Origin of the sequence: Paraburkholderia sp. BL23I1N1 (assembly GCF_003610295.1) — a bacterium.
GTDB lineage: Bacteria > Pseudomonadota > Gammaproteobacteria > Burkholderiales > Burkholderiaceae > Paraburkholderia.
In genome coordinates this window covers 5,342,289-5,359,522 of record NZ_RAPV01000001.1, presented here as the reverse complement: position 1 = coordinate 5,359,522, position 17,234 = coordinate 5,342,289, and the positions used below count along the sequence as shown (strand labels likewise).

Sequence of the window (17,234 nt, the reverse complement as noted above, 5' to 3'; positions counted from 1 at the left end):
TTTGTCATTGCCGGTCTGTCCAATTCGTCGAAAAGAAGTTCTGAGAGCAGCATCGATCCGGGGGTTACATGAATACGACTTGCACGCCTGTCGACGCCGAACGCACCGTCCTTTACGTATCGGACTCGCCCGATCAGGATCTCACCCGCTTCCTGGCCTCGTCGGGCTGGCAGGCGGTGCACGCAAGGAGCACGGCGGTCGCCGAACGCATGATCGAGCGGGGTAATATCAAGGTCGGCCTCGTCGAATTGCCCAATGACTGCACGTCGCAGCATTTGTCCGCGCTGGCGTCCTGCATGCGCCGCGTGGAAACCAATTGGGTCGCGCAGATCGCGCCGGGCCAGTCTGAAAACGAGCTGGTCAGCCGCTTCATCCTCGATTACTGCTTCGATTTCGTGACCCGGCCGTGGCTGAACGAGCGGCTGGTGTTCGCGCTCGGCCACGCACACGGGCTGTCGAGCCTGCGGCACGAACCAACCACGCCGGAACCCTCGCTCGGCCGGCACGGCATGGTTGGGCAATGCGAGGCAATGCAGCAGTTGTACCGGCGCATCGACAAATGCGGCGTGACCGAAGCCCCGGTGTTCGTCGCCGGCGAATCAGGCACCGGCAAGGAACTGACCGCCCGTGCGATTCATGACCGCTCGCAGCGCGCCGGCCGGGCGTTCGTCGCGATCAATTGCGCGGCGATTCCGCCGAGCCTGCTGCAAGCCGAATTGTTCGGCCACGAGCGCGGCGCCTTTACGGGCGCGTTACAACGCAAGATCGGCCGGATCGAAAGCGCTAACGAGGGCACCCTGTTTCTGGACGAAATCGGCGACATGCCGCACGAGTGCCAGGCGGTGCTGCTGCGATTTCTGCAGGAAGGCACCATCGAACGGCTGGGTGGCAATGGGCCGATCAACGTCGACGCACGGGTGATTTCGGCGACCCACGTCGATCTGGACAAAGCCGTCGAAGACGGCCGCTTCCGCTCCGACCTGTATCACCGCCTGTGTGTGCTGCGGCTCGTCGAGCCGCCGTTGCGCGAGCGCGGCGGCGACATCAAGCTGCTCGCCAACTATGCGCTCAGCATGTACAAGCAGGACGGCGCGCGCAAACTGCGCGGGCTGTCGAGCGACGCGATTGTCGCCATGTCTAACTATCCGTGGCCGGGCAACGTGCGCGAGCTGATCAACTGCGTGCGCCGTGCCGTGGTGATGAGCGAGGGGCGCTTTATCACGGCGAGCGACCTTGGCTTGCCGGAAGCCGACAACGGCCCGGCCGTGACGCTGGCGGAGATCCGCAGCAAGGCCGAAAAGGACGCCATCGAGCACGCGTTGCAGCGGCACGGCTATAAATTGTCCGAGGCCGCGGCCGAACTCGGCATTTCCCGCGCGACGCTGTACCGCCTGATGCATGCGAACCGGCTGCATCAGGAACCGGTGACCAGCCGCGCGACGAATGCCAACGGCGGCGCGGATGCCGATGAAGAGGCGGAGCGGCAGGCGTCCTCGCTGGTTTGATCTTGTGGGGCGCCCCTCTTCCGTCCTCCCCGCCCAGGCGAGCCCGTGCGACACGCTCGCCATCGGCGCCCAGCCCCTTAGCCTCGATTACCCGTGCAGGCGCAAAAAGCTTGCGCTTGCCGCGACCATCCTCGGTTCGAGCATGGCGTTCATCGACGGCTCCGTGGTCAACGTCGCGCTGCCGTCGATCCAGACCGAATTGGGCGCGAGCGTCGCGGCGATCCAGTGGGTGGTCAACGCGTATCTGCTGTTTCTCGGCGCGCTAGTGCTGGTGGGCGGCTCGCTCGGCGACACGCTCGGCCGGCGCACCGTGTTTATCGCGGGAATCGGTTTGTTCACGCTGGCCTCGATCGGCTGCGGCGTAGCGCCTGGCGCTGGCGCCCTGATCGCGGCGCGCGCCGTGCAAGGCATCGGTGCGGCGCTGCTGGTGCCGAGCAGTCTCGCCATCATCGGCGCGGTGTTCGACGACAAGGAGCGTGGCCGGGCGATCGGCACCTGGGCCGGCGTCGGCGCGATCACGTCGGCGCTCGGGCCGGTGGCGGGCGGCTGGCTCGTCGATGCATTTTCGTGGCGGTCGATTTTCTTTCTGAACGTACCGATTGCGTGCGCAACCATCGCGCTGGCGGTCATCGCCGTGCCGGATAGCCGGCAAGACGATACCACCGGCACGGACCCTGCGCCGAAAGGGCGCACGCTGCCCAGGCTCGACTGGCCGGGCGCCGTCACAGCGGCCGCGGGGCTCGCCGCGTTGACCTACGGCTTGACCCTCGCCTCGGCGCGCGGCTTCGGCGACCGCTGGGTGCTGGCATTGATCCTCGGCGGCCTGCTCGTGCTGAGCGGCTTCGTCGCGCTCGAAGCGAGGACCCGCAATCCGATGATGCCGCTTGACGTGTTCCATTCGCGCGACTTCGTCGGCGCGAACCTCGTCACGTTGCTGCTCTACTTCGGGCTGGGCGGCGCGCTGTTCTTCCTGCCGTTCACGCTGATCCGCGCGTATGGCTATAGCGCGACCGAGGCAGGCGCCGCATTGCTGCCGGTGCCGGTCACAATCGGCCTGTTATCGCGTTTCACCGGCGGCTTGACGAGCCGTTATGGCGCGCGCGCCCTGCTGGGTATCGGGCCGGGAATCGCGGCAATCGGCTTTGCGATGCTCACGCTGCCCTGGGTACGCGGTGACTATTGGCGCGGCTTTTTTCCAGCGCTTGTCGTGCTCGGGCTCGGCATGACGATTACCGTCGCACCCCTGACGACGACCGTGATGACATCCGTATCCGCCGCGCGGACAGGCGTCGCCTCGGGTATCAATAACGCCGTCGCCAGGGTGGCGAGTCTGCTGGCGATTGCCGTGCTCGGGATCGTGTTCGTCTGGTCGCACGACGCGGCGCTCGACGCGCGGCTCGATGCGTTGAATATCCCTCAGGAGGTGCGTCAGGCTGCGCGTCAGTCGGCAAGTCTGGCAGAAGCCGGTACGGATGCGGACGAGGCGCCGTCCGGTGCCGCGCAAAGCGTTTCGCATGCCGAAGTGACCCGGGCTCAAACGGAGGCCTTGGGCGCGGCGCTGCGGGCGGTGGCGCTGGTGTCGGCGTTTTGCGCACTGGCCGGCGCCGTTCTGGCGGCGTTGACTATCCGCTCGCCACGCGAGCCCTAGCACGGCAGCGCTATTTCATCGACAGTTCGGAAAACAGTGAAACGTCGAGCGCAACCGCGTCCCATACTGGTACCCAGTGACCTCAGACCACCACGACCCGATCGGGAGCTTGCATATGTCGATTACCTGCTTTATCCGTTATCAGATCGACCCATTCCAACGCGATGCCTTCAACGACTACGCTCGCAACTGGGGCCGCATCATTCCGCGCTGCGGCGGCCATCTGATCGGCTACTTTCTGCCCCACGAAGGGACCAACGACGTCGCCTGGGGCTTGATTGCGTTCGACAGCCTCGCCGCGTATGAAACCTATCGGGCACGGCTGCGAACCGACTTCGAGGCGCGGGAAAATTTCCAGTTCGCGCAGACCAAGCGCTTCATCCTGCGTGAAGAGCGCACCTTCACCGAGGTGGTCGAAGGCACACTCGGGGTGGCGGCAATGGGCACGGTGGACGCAACGGAATAGGCGTCGCAGGGGCTGCGGGTCCATCGGGGCTGGCGACGCCGGTGGGCAGGCAGGCTTTTTGCTGCCTGCCGTTACAATTCGAACCGGCCAGGCAAGCACCAGGTGACCACCGAAAGCCCCCCGGATGGAACTTGTACGACCCAACCCGTGTCGGTTCAAGGTCACGCCGCCGAACCGATTCACGTGTTCCGGCACACCACCGTCCGCACCTGGTACCCCCGCCTTACACCCTATGCGCAAAATATTCCAAGCCTGGCTTCTCGTTTTTCTCATCCTGAGCGCCTCGCCGGTCTTTGCCGCCGTGGCGCAACCCGCCGCCGCATCCCCGGCCTCCAGCGCCGCGCTCACCCTGACGCCCGAACAGGCCCGTCAGGCCCTCGGCGTCCTCAACGACCCCACACGCCGCGCGAAAGTCAGCGACACGCTCCAGGCGATCGCCGCAGCGGGCGAGCTCAGCGCGCCGCCGGCGCCGGCGGCGGCTTCGGCCCCTGCCGCGGCCAGCGGCGGCGCCGCGCCAGCTCCGGGCGCATTCCAGTCCAATGGCCTCGCTTCGCAACTGGCGCGCCAAGGCGCGCATTGGGCGGTGCGCTTCGGCCTGTCCTTACGCAGTTCGGTCGCCGCGCTGCTCGACGTAACGTCGGTGCGTGCCTGGTGGCATTGGCAATCGACCAACCCGCAAGCGCGTAGCCTGCTGGGTCACGTTGTAGGGTCGCTGCTGGCGGCGCTGCTGCCCGCGCTTGGTCTCGAATGGCTCGCGCGTCGCCTGTTGCGTCGCGCGTATGCGGCCCTCGCCGCGCGTCGCGAGCGGGACATTGACAACGCTGACAACGCGGCGAAGCAAGCCGACCTGCCCTTTGTCGTTCCGCCGCAACCGGCCGATGCGCCGAAAGCAGCTTCATCCGCTTCGTTCGTTTCTCCCGAAGCAACGGCACAAGCAGCGAAGCCTGGCGCGTCCGCAAGCACACCCGCGCCCACCACCGGCAAGGCTATCGAAGCCAAAGGCAAGCAGCACGCCGCGCATCACTGGACGCTTCTGCAGCGTCTGCCTCGCGCGCTGCTGACGATGGTGCTGCGCCTGTTGCCGCTGGCGGTGTTCGTTGCCGCGGCGAGCGCGCTGATGTCGGTCTTCACCGAAGACGGCACGCCGCAAGACCGTGCGCTCGATTCGCTAATCGACATCTACGTGTTGTGCCGCCTGATCGTGATCGCCAGCGGCTTCTTCCTGCAACCCACCGCGCCGCGCCTGCGTCTGCTGCGCATGAGCGATGCGTGGGCCGTTTTCGTGCAGCGCTGGATCGTGCGGATCGTCACCGTGGTCGGCGCAGGATCGGCGATCGCGGAGATCGCGCAGTCGCTCGGCCTGAACGACGCGGCGCATCTCGCGCTGATGAAGGTGGTCGCACTCGCCGGCCACATCATGATCTCGATCCTGATCCTGCATTGCGCGAAGCCGGTCGGCGAATTGATCCGCAAGCGCTTCGCCGCGGGCAAATCGCTGGAAATGTTCGGCAATGCGCTGGCCGACGCGTGGGCATGGTTTGCGGTGTTCATCGTGATGGCGCTGTGGTTTATCTGGGCGCTGGACGTGCAGAACGGCTATCACACGCTCTTGCATCTCGGCGGGATTACGCTCGCGATCCTGGTGGGCGCGCGGGTCGTCGCGATCGTGATTTTCGGCGCCATTGCGCGGCTTTTCAACGTACAGGGCGACGCGGAGAAGACGCTTGTACAGCAGCACGCCTATCGCTATTACCCGCTGCTGCGGCGGGTCGTCATCTGGATCATCGGCATCATCACCGCGCTCGCGCTGCTGCAGGTATGGGGCGTCGACGTGGGCGAGCTGTTCCGCGCCGGTTCGATCGGCCATCGGCTGGCTTCGGCGCTGATCACGATCGGTGTCGCTGCCGCGATCGCGCTGTTGCTATGGGAAAGCGCCAACGTCGCGATCGAGAAGCGGCTGGACCTCTGGACCACCACGGGCGACCTGGTGCGTGCCGCGCGTCTGCGCACACTGCTGCCGATGCTGCGCAGCGTGCTCTTCTGCGCGATCGCGCTGGTCGTGGTGCTCACCGGCCTGAGCGAACTCGGCGTGAACATTGGGCCGCTGCTGGCGGGCGCAAGTATCTTCGGTGTGGCGCTCGGCTTCGGCTCGCAAAAGCTGGTGCAGGATTTCATCACCGGCATGTTCCTGTTGATGGAAAACGCCATGCAGGTCGGCGACTGGGTTACGCTCGCGGGCGTGTCCGGCACGGTCGAATATCTGTCGATCCGCACCGTGCGGTTGCGCGGCGGCGACGGCTCGCTATACACCGTGCCGTTCAGTTCAGTCTCGACGGTGAACAACACCAATCGCGGACTCGGCAATGCGGCGGTGAAGGTGAATATCGTATTCGGCGAGGACGTCGATCTGGCGATCGACACGCTGAAGGAAATCGGCGCGGCGCTGCGCGAAGATGAAAAGTTCAAGGACGGCATTCTGTCCGACTTCAGCTTCTGGGGCGTGGATGGCGTGGATGGCTCGGCGGTGACGCTGGCCGGCCAGATCCAATGCCGCGACAGCGCGCGCTGGGGCGTGCAGCGTGAATTCAACCGGCGCATTCTCGACCAGTTCAGCGCGCGCGGCATCGAAATCGCGAATCCGCAGCGGCATTTGCTGACGTGGGACCCGGAGAGCGTGCCGGCCAAAGTCGAATCGAACGGCGCACTGAATGGCGTCCCTGGGGCCGCAGCGAAGGACGCCCCCGCGGCCGCTGCGAAGGACGAACCGCCTTCAACGGCGGCCGCCGCGAAGGCCGACGCGCCGGTGGAAGATCAACTGCCCGTCGCCCCTAAGCCGACTGGTGGCCCAGGAACGCCAGCAAATCCTGGTTCAGTTTCTCCGCATGAGTGAAGTACAGGCCGTGGCCGGCGCCTGCATAGATGTTCAGTGAAGCGCCTTCGATCAGGGCCGCGGTCGGCCGCCCCGTGAGTTCGAGCGGCGCGGACGCGTCGCAGTCGCCATGCACGACCAGCGACGGCACCCGGACGCGGGCCAGCTCCGCGCGGAAATCCGTGATCGTCTGAATGCGGGCGAGTTCGAGCATGGCCTGATGCGAGGTTTGCAGCATCATGCGGATCGTCCAGTCGAGCGGTGCGCGCGACACGCCCGGGCCGAAGTAAGGTCCGGCATTGGCCTCGATCCAGTCGGGGAAGGAACGGCTCAGCGCGAGGCGGCCTTGCTCGAACAGGGCGGCGTCGATCCCGTTCGGGTTGTCTTCGGTTTTCAGCAGATACGGCGTGGCGGCGGGCGCGATGAACGCAATCCGGGCCACGCGTTCCGAACCATGCCGCGTCAGATAGCGCACTGCTTCGCCGCTCGCGATCGAGTGCGTCACCAGCGTCACGTTAGTTAATTCGAGCGTGGTCAGCACGCTATCGAGGTCGTCGGCGAGCGTGTCGAAATCGTAGCCGCGCCCCGTGTCGCTCGAACGGCCGTGGCCGCGGCGGTCATAAGCGATGCAACGGTAGCCGAGGTGCGACAGGGGTTCCATCTGATAGACCCACATGTCTGAATTCAGCGTCCAGCCGGACAGAAACACGATCGGCGTGCCGTGTCCCCAGTCGCGGTAGAAAAGGCGCGTGTAGTCGGCGGTGCGGATGATGTTGGGGTCGTCGGTGAGATACGGTGCGGTCGCGTTCATGGAAGCCTCTTTGCCGTGGGTCGGAATCGTTGTGCCGTGCCGCCACTTTGCCTGGCGGCGGTACACGGGTCGATTACCTGGGAGGTAAAGAGATGAAGTTGCGAGCCGACGGTGAGCCGCTTATTGCCCTTCCCTACTGCACCTGCCACCAGCGCGGCAACAGCCGACGCACTTCCGGACGCCGGTAACGGTCGTCGATCAGGTGCACCACACCCTGATCCTGCTCCGTGCGAATAACCCGGCCCGCGGCCTGCACCACCTTCTGCAAGCCCGGATACAGATACGTGTAGTCGTAGCCGTTGCCGAACTTTGCGTCCATCGTGCGGCGCATCTGCTCGTTGACGTCGTTGATCTGCGGCAGGCCGAGTGTTGCGATGAAGGCGCCGATTAGCTGCTGACCGACCAGATCGACGCCCTCGGAGAACGCGCCGCCCAACACGGCGAAGCCCACGCCCTGCCCCATAGTGCGAAAGCGCGCGAGGAACGCGTCGCGCGCCGCTTCGTCCATGCCCGGTTCCTGGGTCCATACCGGCAGGTCCGGATGACGCTCGCGCATCAACGCCACCACGCGCTGCAGATATTCGAAGCTGCTCAGAAACCCGAGATAGTTGCCCGGCTGCGCGGCGTACTGCTTCGCGATCAGATCGACGATGGGCACGAGCGAACGTTCGCGGTCACGCCAGCGCGTCGATACATTGCCCGCCACACGCACCTGCAATTGCTCGGCGCGAAACGGACCTTCGACGTCGAGCCAGTTCGTCTCTTCGGGCAGACCCAGCGTGTCGCGATAGAAATGGTGCGGATTGAACGTGCCGGAGAACATCACCGTGGTGCGCGCGGCAGCGTAGCGCCCCGCGAGGAACGGTCCCGGAATCACGTTGCGCACACAGAGCGTGGCGCTCGTTTTGTCGCGTGGCGCGTAGCGATCCCTGGTGAGCGTGATATCGAAAATCGAATGCTCGCCGAACTGTTCCGCCAGCGCGACGAAATGCATGGCGTCGAAGAAAAACCGCAGCGACGCTTCGTCGATCGAAAGCGGCGCATCGGCGAGTTGATCCGTCACTGCGCCGATCAGATTCTGGGCGGCCGACAGCAGTTTGCCGGGCACGTCGGCGTGGACCTGATAGGTGGCGGTCTGCGCGCGCTTGACGGCGTTCCACTCGCGCTGAAGTCGTTCGAGTGGCTTCTTCAACGTGGCAGGCGCGGTTTTGCGGACGAGCCGGAACGCCGCCTGATCGAGCGACGCGCTGTACATGCGCCGCGCCCGGTCGAGCAGGTTGTGCGCCTCGTCGACCAGCACGCCGACGCGCCACTGATTGATCTGCGTGAGCGCGTACAGCATCGCGCTACTGTCGTAGTAGTAGTTGTAATCGCCGACCACCACGTCGGACCAGCGCGCCAGCTCCTGCGCGAGATAGTACGGGCAGACGTCGTGTTCGAGCGCCGCTTCGCGCACCGACGCCCGATCGAGCCTCGGCCCGGCTAGCGCTGCGCTGCGAGCCGCGTCGAGCCGGTCGTAGAAGCCGTGCGCAAGCGGACAGGACTCCCCGTTGCAGGCCTTGTCGGGATGCTCACAGGCCTTGTCGCGCGCGACCAGTTCCAGCGTTCTGAGCGGCAACCGCGCAACGGACGGCGCGGCGCTTTGATGGAGCGTTTCGATCGCATCGAGGGCGAGCGCGCGGCCCGGCGTCTTCGCGGTGAGGAAAAACACGCGGTCGATCTGCTCGGACGCGCACGCCTTGAGCAGCGGAAAAATCGTTGCCAGCGTCTTGCCGATGCCGGTAGGCGCCTGCGCCATTAACGGCTTGCCGTCACGCGCCGCGCGATACACCGCCACCGCCAGTTCGCGCTGCCCGCTGCGGAATTCGCCATGCGGAAACTGCAAGGCGTTGAGCGCCGCATTGCGCGCGGCGCGATGGGCCTCTTCCTGCACGGCCCAATCGAGAAAGCGCTCGCAATGCTCGACGAAGAAGATCTCCAACTCTCGCGCGGTGTGCGTTTCAGTCAGCGAGGTTTCCTTCTGACTGCCGATATCGAAGTACACCAGCGCGACCGTCAATTCGGCGAGCCCGCGGGCGCGGCACAGCAGATGGCCGTACACCAGCGCCTGCGCCCAATGCAGCGCGCGATGATTGGCGTGCATCCGTTCGAGCGCGCCACGATGGGTCTTGACCTCTTCCAGCCGGTTTGCCGCCGGGTCGTAACCGTCGGCGCGGCCGCGCACGGTCAAACCACGGTGCGTGCCGGTCAGCGCGATTTCGGTTTCGTAGCTGCACGCGCGCCGCCCGGCGACCGTCACGTGACCGGCCATGCCTTCCAGCGAGGTGGGCGCGGGTGTGAAGCGCAGATCCAGATCGCCGCGCCTCGCGGTGAATTCGCACATCGCCCGCACGGCGACGGTGTAGGTCATGGGGCGGCCTCTGCCGCCACTTCGGGCACGGCGACGTCCTCATCGGCCCAGCGCACGTCGAGCACGCGCACCGGCATGCCGTGTTGCGCGCAGTACGCGAGCCAGCGGATCTGGTTGTCCTGCAAGCGGTCGCCGGGGCCTTTCACTTCGATCAGCTCATAACGGCGCTCGGTCGGCCAGAAGCGGATCAGATCCGGCAGGCCTGAACGGTTGCCGCGGATGTCGCGCAGCAGGCGCTCGAACCACAGTTTCAGATGAGCGGCAGGCAGGCAATCGAGCGCCAGCACGACCAGTTCCGGCGTCAGCAAGCCCCGTAATACGAACGGCGATTGCAGACCTGCCTTGCTTTGGAGATGCCGCAGAATCGTCTCGCGATAGTCACCGCTGTCGAGTTGCGCGAGACACGCCGCGAATTGTTCCGCGCGGCGCGCATGAAAATCCGGCGCATGCAGATCGGCCGGCCCGCGCTGGAACGGATGGAAAAACGCGCCAGGCAGCGCCGCGAACACCGGCTCCCAGCACAGCAAGCCGAACAGCGAATTGATCAGCGCGTTTTCGACGTAGTGAACCGGCGCCGACTCGCAAGTCAAATAATCGCGCGCAACATATTCGACCGCTTGCGGCGCCTCGGGCCTCGGCAGCACCAGTGTGCTGCGCTCGACCGGCCGTGCAGCAGGCACACGCGCCACCCGCTCGCCGCGCTTGCGCTGCAAACGCGGCAACATGCGCGCGACGCGCTGCATTTCCTCTTCGTTTTCAGGCCGGGTAGCGGCTTGCGAAGCGAGGGCGAAGGCTTCGTCGAATCGTTCGCTGCGCTCGAGCACACGCAAGCGCCGATGGCGCGCGCCGGGCCACGCGCAACGCTCATAGACGGCGAGTGCCGCAGGCCAGTTCTGTTGACGCTCGCAATGTTGGCCGATACGGAACAGCAATTTCGCGCGACGCGTTTCGAGCCAGGGGTTCGAAGTTTCAATCGCCCCGATCACGGCAACGAGCTCGTCGATTGCCCCAGCTTCCGGGTCGCCCGGCGGCAGCCGGTCGAGTGCTTCGCGGCATGCATGCAACGCAAGGTACACGTCCACGTCCGCACGTTGCTGGAATGCGCGCGACGACGGCGCAAAGGCAACCTTCTCGTACTGGAACACGCCAAGATCGGCCAGCACGAACTCCGACCAGTCCTGCTGCAGATTGCCGAAGAACATCAGCCGCAGACGGTCGCAAAGCGGCGCAATGGAGACGTGGAAGACTCGGTCGGTGGTCTCGCTGTGCCATGTGGACAACGAATGCACAGCGGCGCCTCCTTCCCCGTCTTCGTCCTCAAGGTCGTAAAACGGCCGCAGGGTTTCCAGCAGATCGGGTTTGCGCAGGCCCTTCGCGCCGGGAATCAAGGCGATGGCGTCCGCAAAGATCAACAGCAACTCAGGGCGGGTGGTGAGCGCGAACAAATCGTCGAGCGTCAGGCCCGGTTCGGTATCGACCCAGCCGAGCGCGGCGAGAGGCGCAACTGCCTGCAAGGGGCAACCGATCTCGTCATAGGAAAGACGGCTGGCGCGGAACAGCGTGCCCTTGCGCATCAGCATGCGAACCAGCAACGCGCGCGACGGCTGCGGCAAAGCGGCGAATTCGCGCAGGAAGCCATGTTCGTGCGCGTCTAGCAGATCGTCGTAACGCTCGGCAAGCCACGCCAGCGCACGCTCGAAGTTCAGCAGGTAGTAAAGGGCATCAGCGCGGAAGTCTGACGGAGCATCTGTCGCCACGGGGTTTCACGGAACCTGTATGTTTATACAGTGATGATATCAAAAACCGTGGGAGAGACGGCTGGCAAGCGATTAGCCGAACGGGGTGTGAGGTCCGGTGGTTGTTAAAGTGTTGAGAGAAGCCGTAATGCCGTCGACTTGAATACCGCGAAAGCCTCTCCGAAAGTCGGCTTCGTCTCTCCATAGACAAGCGGCAGCAGCACCTGCTCATACTCGCGTTTCGTCTGCTCTTCTGTTTCCGCTGTCGCAAGGGCCGCCGCCATGGATCGCTTCGGATCGTCGACAAACGCCGTGTGATGATGAAACTCTCCGGGATCGTATTCGACGCAGTCCTTGAAGTGAGCCGCTGCCCGGTCGACGAATTCCGCGTTCGAGCCGACGATGCAGTAGGTGTCGTAGATATGGCGCACCAATGCCTGGTCCCACTTTTCCCGCACACCCGCCCGGTGTTCCGCATGAAGGCGCAAGAATGACAGCACCTTTTCGGCGAGTGTTTCCTCGACAGCGACGCACGGCATGCGGACACGTGCCCCTTCGCGACTCGCCAAACGATCGGTCAGATACCCGATCGGCTTTTGCGCAACGGCAAAGCTCGGCGTGCGCACCGTAAATTCGAGACTTAAATGAGGTCGCAAGCTGGTGTGAGCGGTATAGCGCGCTTTGTAACTCCAACCGGATGCGAAGTAACGGTTTGCGTTGAGCGCCAGTTTTTTTTAATGATGTGGAAGCCCAATGCTTTCATCGCATTGATTACGGCGTTTTTCAGCTTGCCAAGATGGGTCTTCACGCCGCTTTGCGTGAGCCCGTGATCCGCATTCAGCACCACCTTCAGATCGACATCCTCGGACATCCGCTCGATCAAATTGTGCGCTTTGGACAGGCTCGTGCCGCCGCAAAACACGAATTGAACGTGCTGATGCTGTAGTTTCGCCAACGCGTGCAAGGCGTCAATGACATGGATATCTTTTTCGAGGATGAAGGCAGAGAGGTTTCCAGCCAACCCTTCCGCCGTGATCGAATCAATAAGCTCTTTCTGTTCTTCCGAGATTATTTTCATATTGAACAGTTTTCTTGCCGAAACCCAATTTCCGCACGACGCGGCGATTGCCGGTATTGATCACGGTTCCGGCTGGCAGTTGAGTCGTTTTCCCCGCGTTGTATAACTCGACTTGCCTGCTCGGGTAGACCTTGACGCCCATCCTGGTCAGGGCTTCCTCGGCCAGGACTTCAACTGGCTGGACAGGAATCGGCGCGCCTGACAGGACGCTGCGCTTGGCTTTTGCATACACGCCGACGCCGAGCTTAACGATGACCCCGCTATCGAGCAGCTTGCGAAGCGCCCGCCCGACTTGAGCCTCGCTGCCAAGACGGGCGAGTTCGGTCCGCAGGAACACGTCGGACGCCCGCTTGGCAATTGCTATCTTCAGCCGGTCTTCGAGAACCATGACAAACTCCGCTCATCAAGTTGATCTAAAATACTTCACAACTTTATGATTATAAATACAAATCTATAACAAATATCGATCACCGGATTAGTATGACACGCACCCGGAATAAACCCGGTCTTGCCTCCTGGAGCCAAGGCGCCCACCAGAATTCTTACCGTTCAGCGACTCGCCGCCGCTGATGAAGGCGAGCCCGCGCCCGCCGCATAGAAGCTCGCCAGATCACGCTTGAGCGCATGCAGCGCGGCATCGTCGAGATAGATCATGTGGCCGGTCGGGTAGTAGGCGATTCGCACGTTGGCGCGTAGCGGCGCATCGACACCCAGATGCGCGAGCGCGTACTCGGTCGCATAAAACGGCGTGGCGAGATCGAAATAGCCATTCACCGACATCACGCGCAGTTGCGGATTCTGCCGCATCGCTTCGGCGAGATCGCCCGCCGCATACGGCACGGACAAGTGTTCGCCCCACCACTCTTTGTGTTTCCAGTCCCACTGCGTCAACGCGTCGTCATTGAAGACGCGATACGCGTCGGCGGGCGTGAAGTGCAGGTCCTGCGCAAGATGCTGATGAAGCGCGGCGTCGAAAGCGCTCGACACGCTGTTCACCGACGCATCGAAATCGGGACGTTCGGACACGCCGTCAAATTCGATTCCTTCGAAACGTGCATCGAAACGGCCGACACTACGCGACTGATCGCGCAGCAATTGACTGCGAAAGCGCGACGGATAGAGGCGCAAGCGGCTTCGCTTCACGTAATCGACGTCGAGCCCCGTGAACTGCGCGACGCGTGCGGCAATCTCGTCGCGCTGCGCGTCCGGCAACGCGTCGCCCTGCGCGAGTGCTTGCGCATAGGGCCCACGTGCGAACGCGCGGGCCTCGTCGAGAAAGGCCGGCAGACTGGCGGGCTTCGGAACGATCTTGTCGTGGTACCACGCGATAGCCGCGAAGCTCGGCAAGTAGCTCTCGCTCTGGAAATCGAAGCCCGGTGAAAACGCCGAGGAAGCGAGCACCGACGACATCAGGATCACGCCGTTGAGCGCGATATTGTTTTGGCCCAGCTGGTACGCGAGCATCGCGGCGCGCGCGGTGCCGTACGATTCGCCCAGCAGATACTTGGGCGAATTCCAGCGCTGGTTCAGCGTCAGATAGCGATCGATGAATTGCGAAAACGCGCGGAGGTCCTGATCGACGCCCCAGAAGTCCTTCCCCGTGCCATGCCCCACAACCCTCGACAAACCCGCGCCCACGGCGTCGATAAAAACCAGATCGGTAGTGTCGAGCAGGCTATCGGGGTTGTCCTCCAGCACATACGGCGCGGGCGGCGTGCTCGCGGGACTCGATGTCCGCGCCCGCTTCGGCCCGAAGGAGCCGATCATCAGGAACACCGTGCCCGCACCCGGTCCGCCGTTGAAGAGGAAGGTGACGGGGCGCGTCGAAGGACTTTTCGTGGGAAAGGTGTAGGCGACATAGAAAACGCTCGCATTGCCCTGGCCGTTCTTGTCGCGCAGCAGCAGATTCCCGGCAGTCGCCGTGTAGTCGATCTTGCGGCCGTCGAGCCGGATCGAATGCTGGGTCACCGCAGCGCTTTCCGGCGGCACGGGGATCGCCGCGGCCCCGGGTTTGGCGTCGTGCTGCAGATCGTCTTGCATATCGTTCTGGCTGGCGGCGGCAAGCCGTGGTGGACGGCCGGTACGCGCTGGATTGGCGCGCGGCTCCTTGACGGGCTGGCCGTTCGTATCGGCAGCCTCGCCGGCGGGCTCTGCCTGAGTGCCCGGCACGCCAGGAACAGCCGGCACGCTCGCCGCGCTGGCCGACGACGTGGCTGTTTCCGTGCTGGCCGTTGCCGGGGATGCGTCGTCCAGTTCGGCCGCTGCGCACATCTGACTGAACGCGGCAATGATGGCGAGGACAAGCGCCATCGCCACCAGGGCGGCCGCCACGGATCCTGCCACCAGTGATCGGCGCAACAAGAGATAGAAGCGAAGGGCCATGGCGTTTCCGGCTGCGAATCGATAGGCGTCGATGTTCCGTTTGTCCGGATTAAGACGAACTCGGCGAACGATTCTTTACGCAAGCATCGAAGACGTCAATCGAAAACCGGTTGCAATGCACAGCTTTCCCATGCCGCATTGTTTCGGCGTGTTTCATTGAGGAAAACGAAAACAAACCGAAACGATAAAGAAAGCCGGCGTCAGCCCAGGACCCGTCCCTACCGCGTCGTGTAACCGCCGTTGGCAAAGATCGTCTGGCCGGTAATCCACCATCCGTCCGTCACCAGAAACGTCACCAGCGGCGCAATATCCTGAATCTCGGTCAGCCCGCTGCGCGTTCGCTTACCCAGCGCCGCTGCACTGGCGTTGTAGGCCGCCGAATCCGTGGTTTCGGCGGGATAGAAAAACGGCGTATCCATCGGTCCAGGCGCCACGCCCACCACCGAAACGCCACGCTCGCCGAATTCCTTCGAAGCCGCCGGCGTGAAGTGTTCGATCGGCGCCTTGCTGCCCGCGTAGATCGCATAAAACGGCGTATAGGCAGCCAGCAGCGACGTCACGATCGTGACGATATTGCCGTTGTCGGCGAGCTTCTTGCCCGCTTCCTGCAGAAAGAAAAACGCCGCCTTCGAGTTGATCGAAAAATTGTGTCGTAGTCGTGCTCGGTGAGCTCGACAATCGGCTTCTTGATCACCATCTCCGTGGTATTCACGGCGATGTCGATCTTTCCGAAGTGGCTCAGTGCCTCGTCGAATAATCGTGTGACGTTTGCAGGTTGTGTCAGATCGCCCTGAATCGCTACGGCTTTCGCGCCGACGCTCTGGACCGCGGCTACCGTTTCCTCGGCGGCACCTTTGGTCGCTTCGCTGTTGTAGTGCACGACCACGGCTGCGGCCCCGGCGTTTGCGAGTTCACGCGAAATCAAGCCGCCGAGATTCTTCGCGCCGCCGCCGATTAGCGCCACTTTTCCGGCAAGAGAATGGTCCGCCATGACTGCCTCCGTACGTTGAGATGGACTCCAAAGTATAGAAGCGCATGACGCGTCGCAAAGGCGCAAATAGACCGCGAGCGGGTCAATGATTGTCAAATCGTTGACGGTTGACGCCGCTCGTTTCGACCGCCGCCGGACACACGCCTAAGCGCGTTTCAATCCGCCGACGAATGCGGCAATCCGTTCGCACGCATCGATCAGGCTCGCTTCGTCAACGACGAAACCCAGCCGGACGAAGCCATTCGCGGTTTCGCCGAATGCGCTGGCGTCGAGCAGCGACACGCCTTGTGCGTGAAACAGTTGCCAGGTGAAATCAACCGTGTCGAGACCCGTGCCGCTGACGTCGACCATCATGAACATGCCGGCTTCCGGCAACAGACAGCGCAAACCCGCCACGCGGTGCAGGCGTTCGAACACCACGTCGCGGCGGCGCCGGTAAATCTCGCGCATCTCCGCGACGATCGGCGCCTTGTTCCGCACGGCCGCCAAAGCAGCCTGCTGGATGAAGCCCGGCAACCCATAAAGCATAGCCAGCGCGAGCCGCCCCATATGCTCGATCAGCGTGGCTGGTCCGATCGCCCAGCCCACGCGCCACCCCGCCATGGCATGCGATTTCGACAGGCTGCCGAGCGTCACCGTGCGCTCCGCCATGCCCGGCAACGCGGCGATGCTAACGTGCTCGCGTTCGAAGGTGAGATCCGCATAAACCTCGTCGGACAGCACCCAAAGGTCATGCTTGCAGGCAAGCTGCGCGATGCGCTCGAGGTCGGCGCGCGGCATCACCACGCCGGTCGGATTGCAGGGCGTGGCGAAGAAAATAGCCTGAGTGCGCGGCGTGATCGCCGCTTCGAGTGCGTCGCAGTCGAGGTGAAACGCTCGCGCGGGATCGACCGGCACCGGCACGAGCGTGGCACCCGCAGCGCGCACACAGGCCTCGTATGTCAGATACATCGGCTCGGGGACGATCACTTCGTCGCCCACTTCCAGCAGGCACAGCGAGGTGGCGAACACGCCGTTCTGCGCCCCCGCCGTCAGGATCACGTTGGCCGCGCTCGCGGTGCAACCGGCGGTCCGCGTGTGTTCTTCGGCAATTGCCGCACGCAGCGGGTCTCGCCCCGACACGGCGCTGTAATGCGTATCGCCGCCACGCAATGCCTCGATTGCGCACTCGACGATCGGCGCGGGCGTCGCGAAGTCGGGGTCGCCCACGCTCAGCACAATCACGTCTTCGCCATTGGCGAGCGCCTGTTGGGCGACACGATGGATTTCCCACGCCGACGTGCGCCTGCCTTGCAAACGCTCGACCAGATTCGAATACTTCATGGACGTATCCCGTTT

12 protein-coding genes and 1 pseudogene are annotated in these 17,234 nt (G+C 63.8%); 4 read left to right on the top strand and 9 right to left on the bottom strand.

What is annotated here, in order from left to right:
- Positions 1 to 68: 68 nt before the first annotated feature.
- The 4 genes from B0G76_RS25035 to B0G76_RS25020 all read left to right on the top strand — a co-directional run bounded on the left by B0G76_RS25035 (position 69) and on the right by B0G76_RS25020 (position 6,509).
- On the top strand, positions 69 to 1,505 hold the full coding sequence (locus B0G76_RS25035; protein ID WP_120294893.1) for a sigma-54 dependent transcriptional regulator: 1,437 nt from the start codon (positions 69 to 71) through the stop codon (positions 1,503 to 1,505).
- Positions 1,468 to 3,153 carry an MFS transporter gene (locus tag B0G76_RS25030; RefSeq protein WP_120296786.1) on the top strand — a complete coding sequence of 562 codons (1,686 nt, stop codon included), beginning with the start codon at positions 1,468 to 1,470 and terminating at the stop codon, positions 3,151 to 3,153. Before B0G76_RS25035 ends, B0G76_RS25030 begins: the two co-directional genes overlap by 38 nt.
- 115 nt (positions 3,154 to 3,268) lie before the next feature.
- Positions 3,269 to 3,619 (top strand): NIPSNAP family protein, encoded by a 351-nt coding sequence (locus B0G76_RS25025; protein WP_120294892.1) that lies wholly within the window; start codon positions 3,269 to 3,271, stop codon positions 3,617 to 3,619.
- A 232-nt stretch (positions 3,620 to 3,851) separates the two neighbouring features.
- On the top strand, positions 3,852 to 6,509 hold the full coding sequence (locus B0G76_RS25020) for a mechanosensitive ion channel family protein (RefSeq protein ID WP_120294891.1): 2,658 nt from the start codon (positions 3,852 to 3,854) through the stop codon (positions 6,507 to 6,509).
- Here the strand turns inward: B0G76_RS25020 and B0G76_RS25015 are convergent.
- The 9 genes and pseudogenes from B0G76_RS25015 to B0G76_RS24980 all read right to left on the bottom strand — a co-directional run bounded on the left by B0G76_RS25015 (position 6,448) and on the right by B0G76_RS24980 (position 17,219).
- A complete protein-coding gene (locus B0G76_RS25015) occupies positions 6,448 to 7,299 on the bottom strand; it encodes an alpha/beta fold hydrolase (protein ID WP_120296784.1) in 852 nt (283 codons plus the stop codon). The genes B0G76_RS25020 and B0G76_RS25015 overlap by 62 nt on opposite strands.
- 133 nt (positions 7,300 to 7,432) lie before the next feature.
- Complete coding sequence (locus B0G76_RS25010) at positions 7,433 to 9,709, bottom strand: ATP-dependent DNA helicase (protein ID WP_120294890.1); 2,277 nt, start codon at positions 9,707 to 9,709, stop codon at positions 7,433 to 7,435.
- On the bottom strand, positions 9,706 to 11,466 hold the full coding sequence (locus B0G76_RS25005; protein ID WP_120294889.1) for a VRR-NUC domain-containing protein: 1,761 nt from the start codon (positions 11,464 to 11,466) through the stop codon (positions 9,706 to 9,708). The genes B0G76_RS25010 and B0G76_RS25005 overlap by 4 nt, the downstream gene beginning before the upstream one ends.
- A 104-nt stretch (positions 11,467 to 11,570) precedes the next feature.
- Complete coding sequence (locus B0G76_RS44065) at positions 11,571 to 12,071, bottom strand: nucleotidyl transferase AbiEii/AbiGii toxin family protein (protein WP_259460716.1); 501 nt, start codon at positions 12,069 to 12,071, stop codon at positions 11,571 to 11,573.
- A 14-nt stretch (positions 12,072 to 12,085) separates the two neighbouring features.
- Positions 12,086 to 12,523, bottom strand: coding sequence for a nucleotidyl transferase AbiEii/AbiGii toxin family protein (locus tag B0G76_RS44060; protein ID WP_259460715.1), 438 nt, complete (start codon positions 12,521 to 12,523; stop codon positions 12,086 to 12,088).
- Positions 12,486 to 12,911 carry a type IV toxin-antitoxin system AbiEi family antitoxin domain-containing protein gene (locus B0G76_RS24995; RefSeq protein WP_120294888.1) on the bottom strand — a complete coding sequence of 142 codons (426 nt, stop codon included), beginning with the start codon at positions 12,909 to 12,911 and terminating at the stop codon, positions 12,486 to 12,488. The genes B0G76_RS44060 and B0G76_RS24995 overlap by 38 nt, the downstream gene beginning before the upstream one ends.
- A gap of 161 nt (positions 12,912 to 13,072) precedes the next feature.
- Complete coding sequence (locus B0G76_RS24990) at positions 13,073 to 14,905, bottom strand: S10 family peptidase (protein WP_120294887.1); 1,833 nt, start codon at positions 14,903 to 14,905, stop codon at positions 13,073 to 13,075.
- A gap of 218 nt (positions 14,906 to 15,123) precedes the next feature.
- A pseudogene (locus tag B0G76_RS24985) lies at positions 15,124 to 15,896 on the bottom strand (SDR family oxidoreductase).
- A 144-nt stretch (positions 15,897 to 16,040) separates the two neighbouring features.
- Positions 16,041 to 17,219 carry a pyridoxal phosphate-dependent aminotransferase gene (locus B0G76_RS24980; RefSeq protein ID WP_120294886.1) on the bottom strand — a complete coding sequence of 393 codons (1,179 nt, stop codon included), beginning with the start codon at positions 17,217 to 17,219 and terminating at the stop codon, positions 16,041 to 16,043.
- Positions 17,220 to 17,234 lie beyond the last annotated feature (15 nt).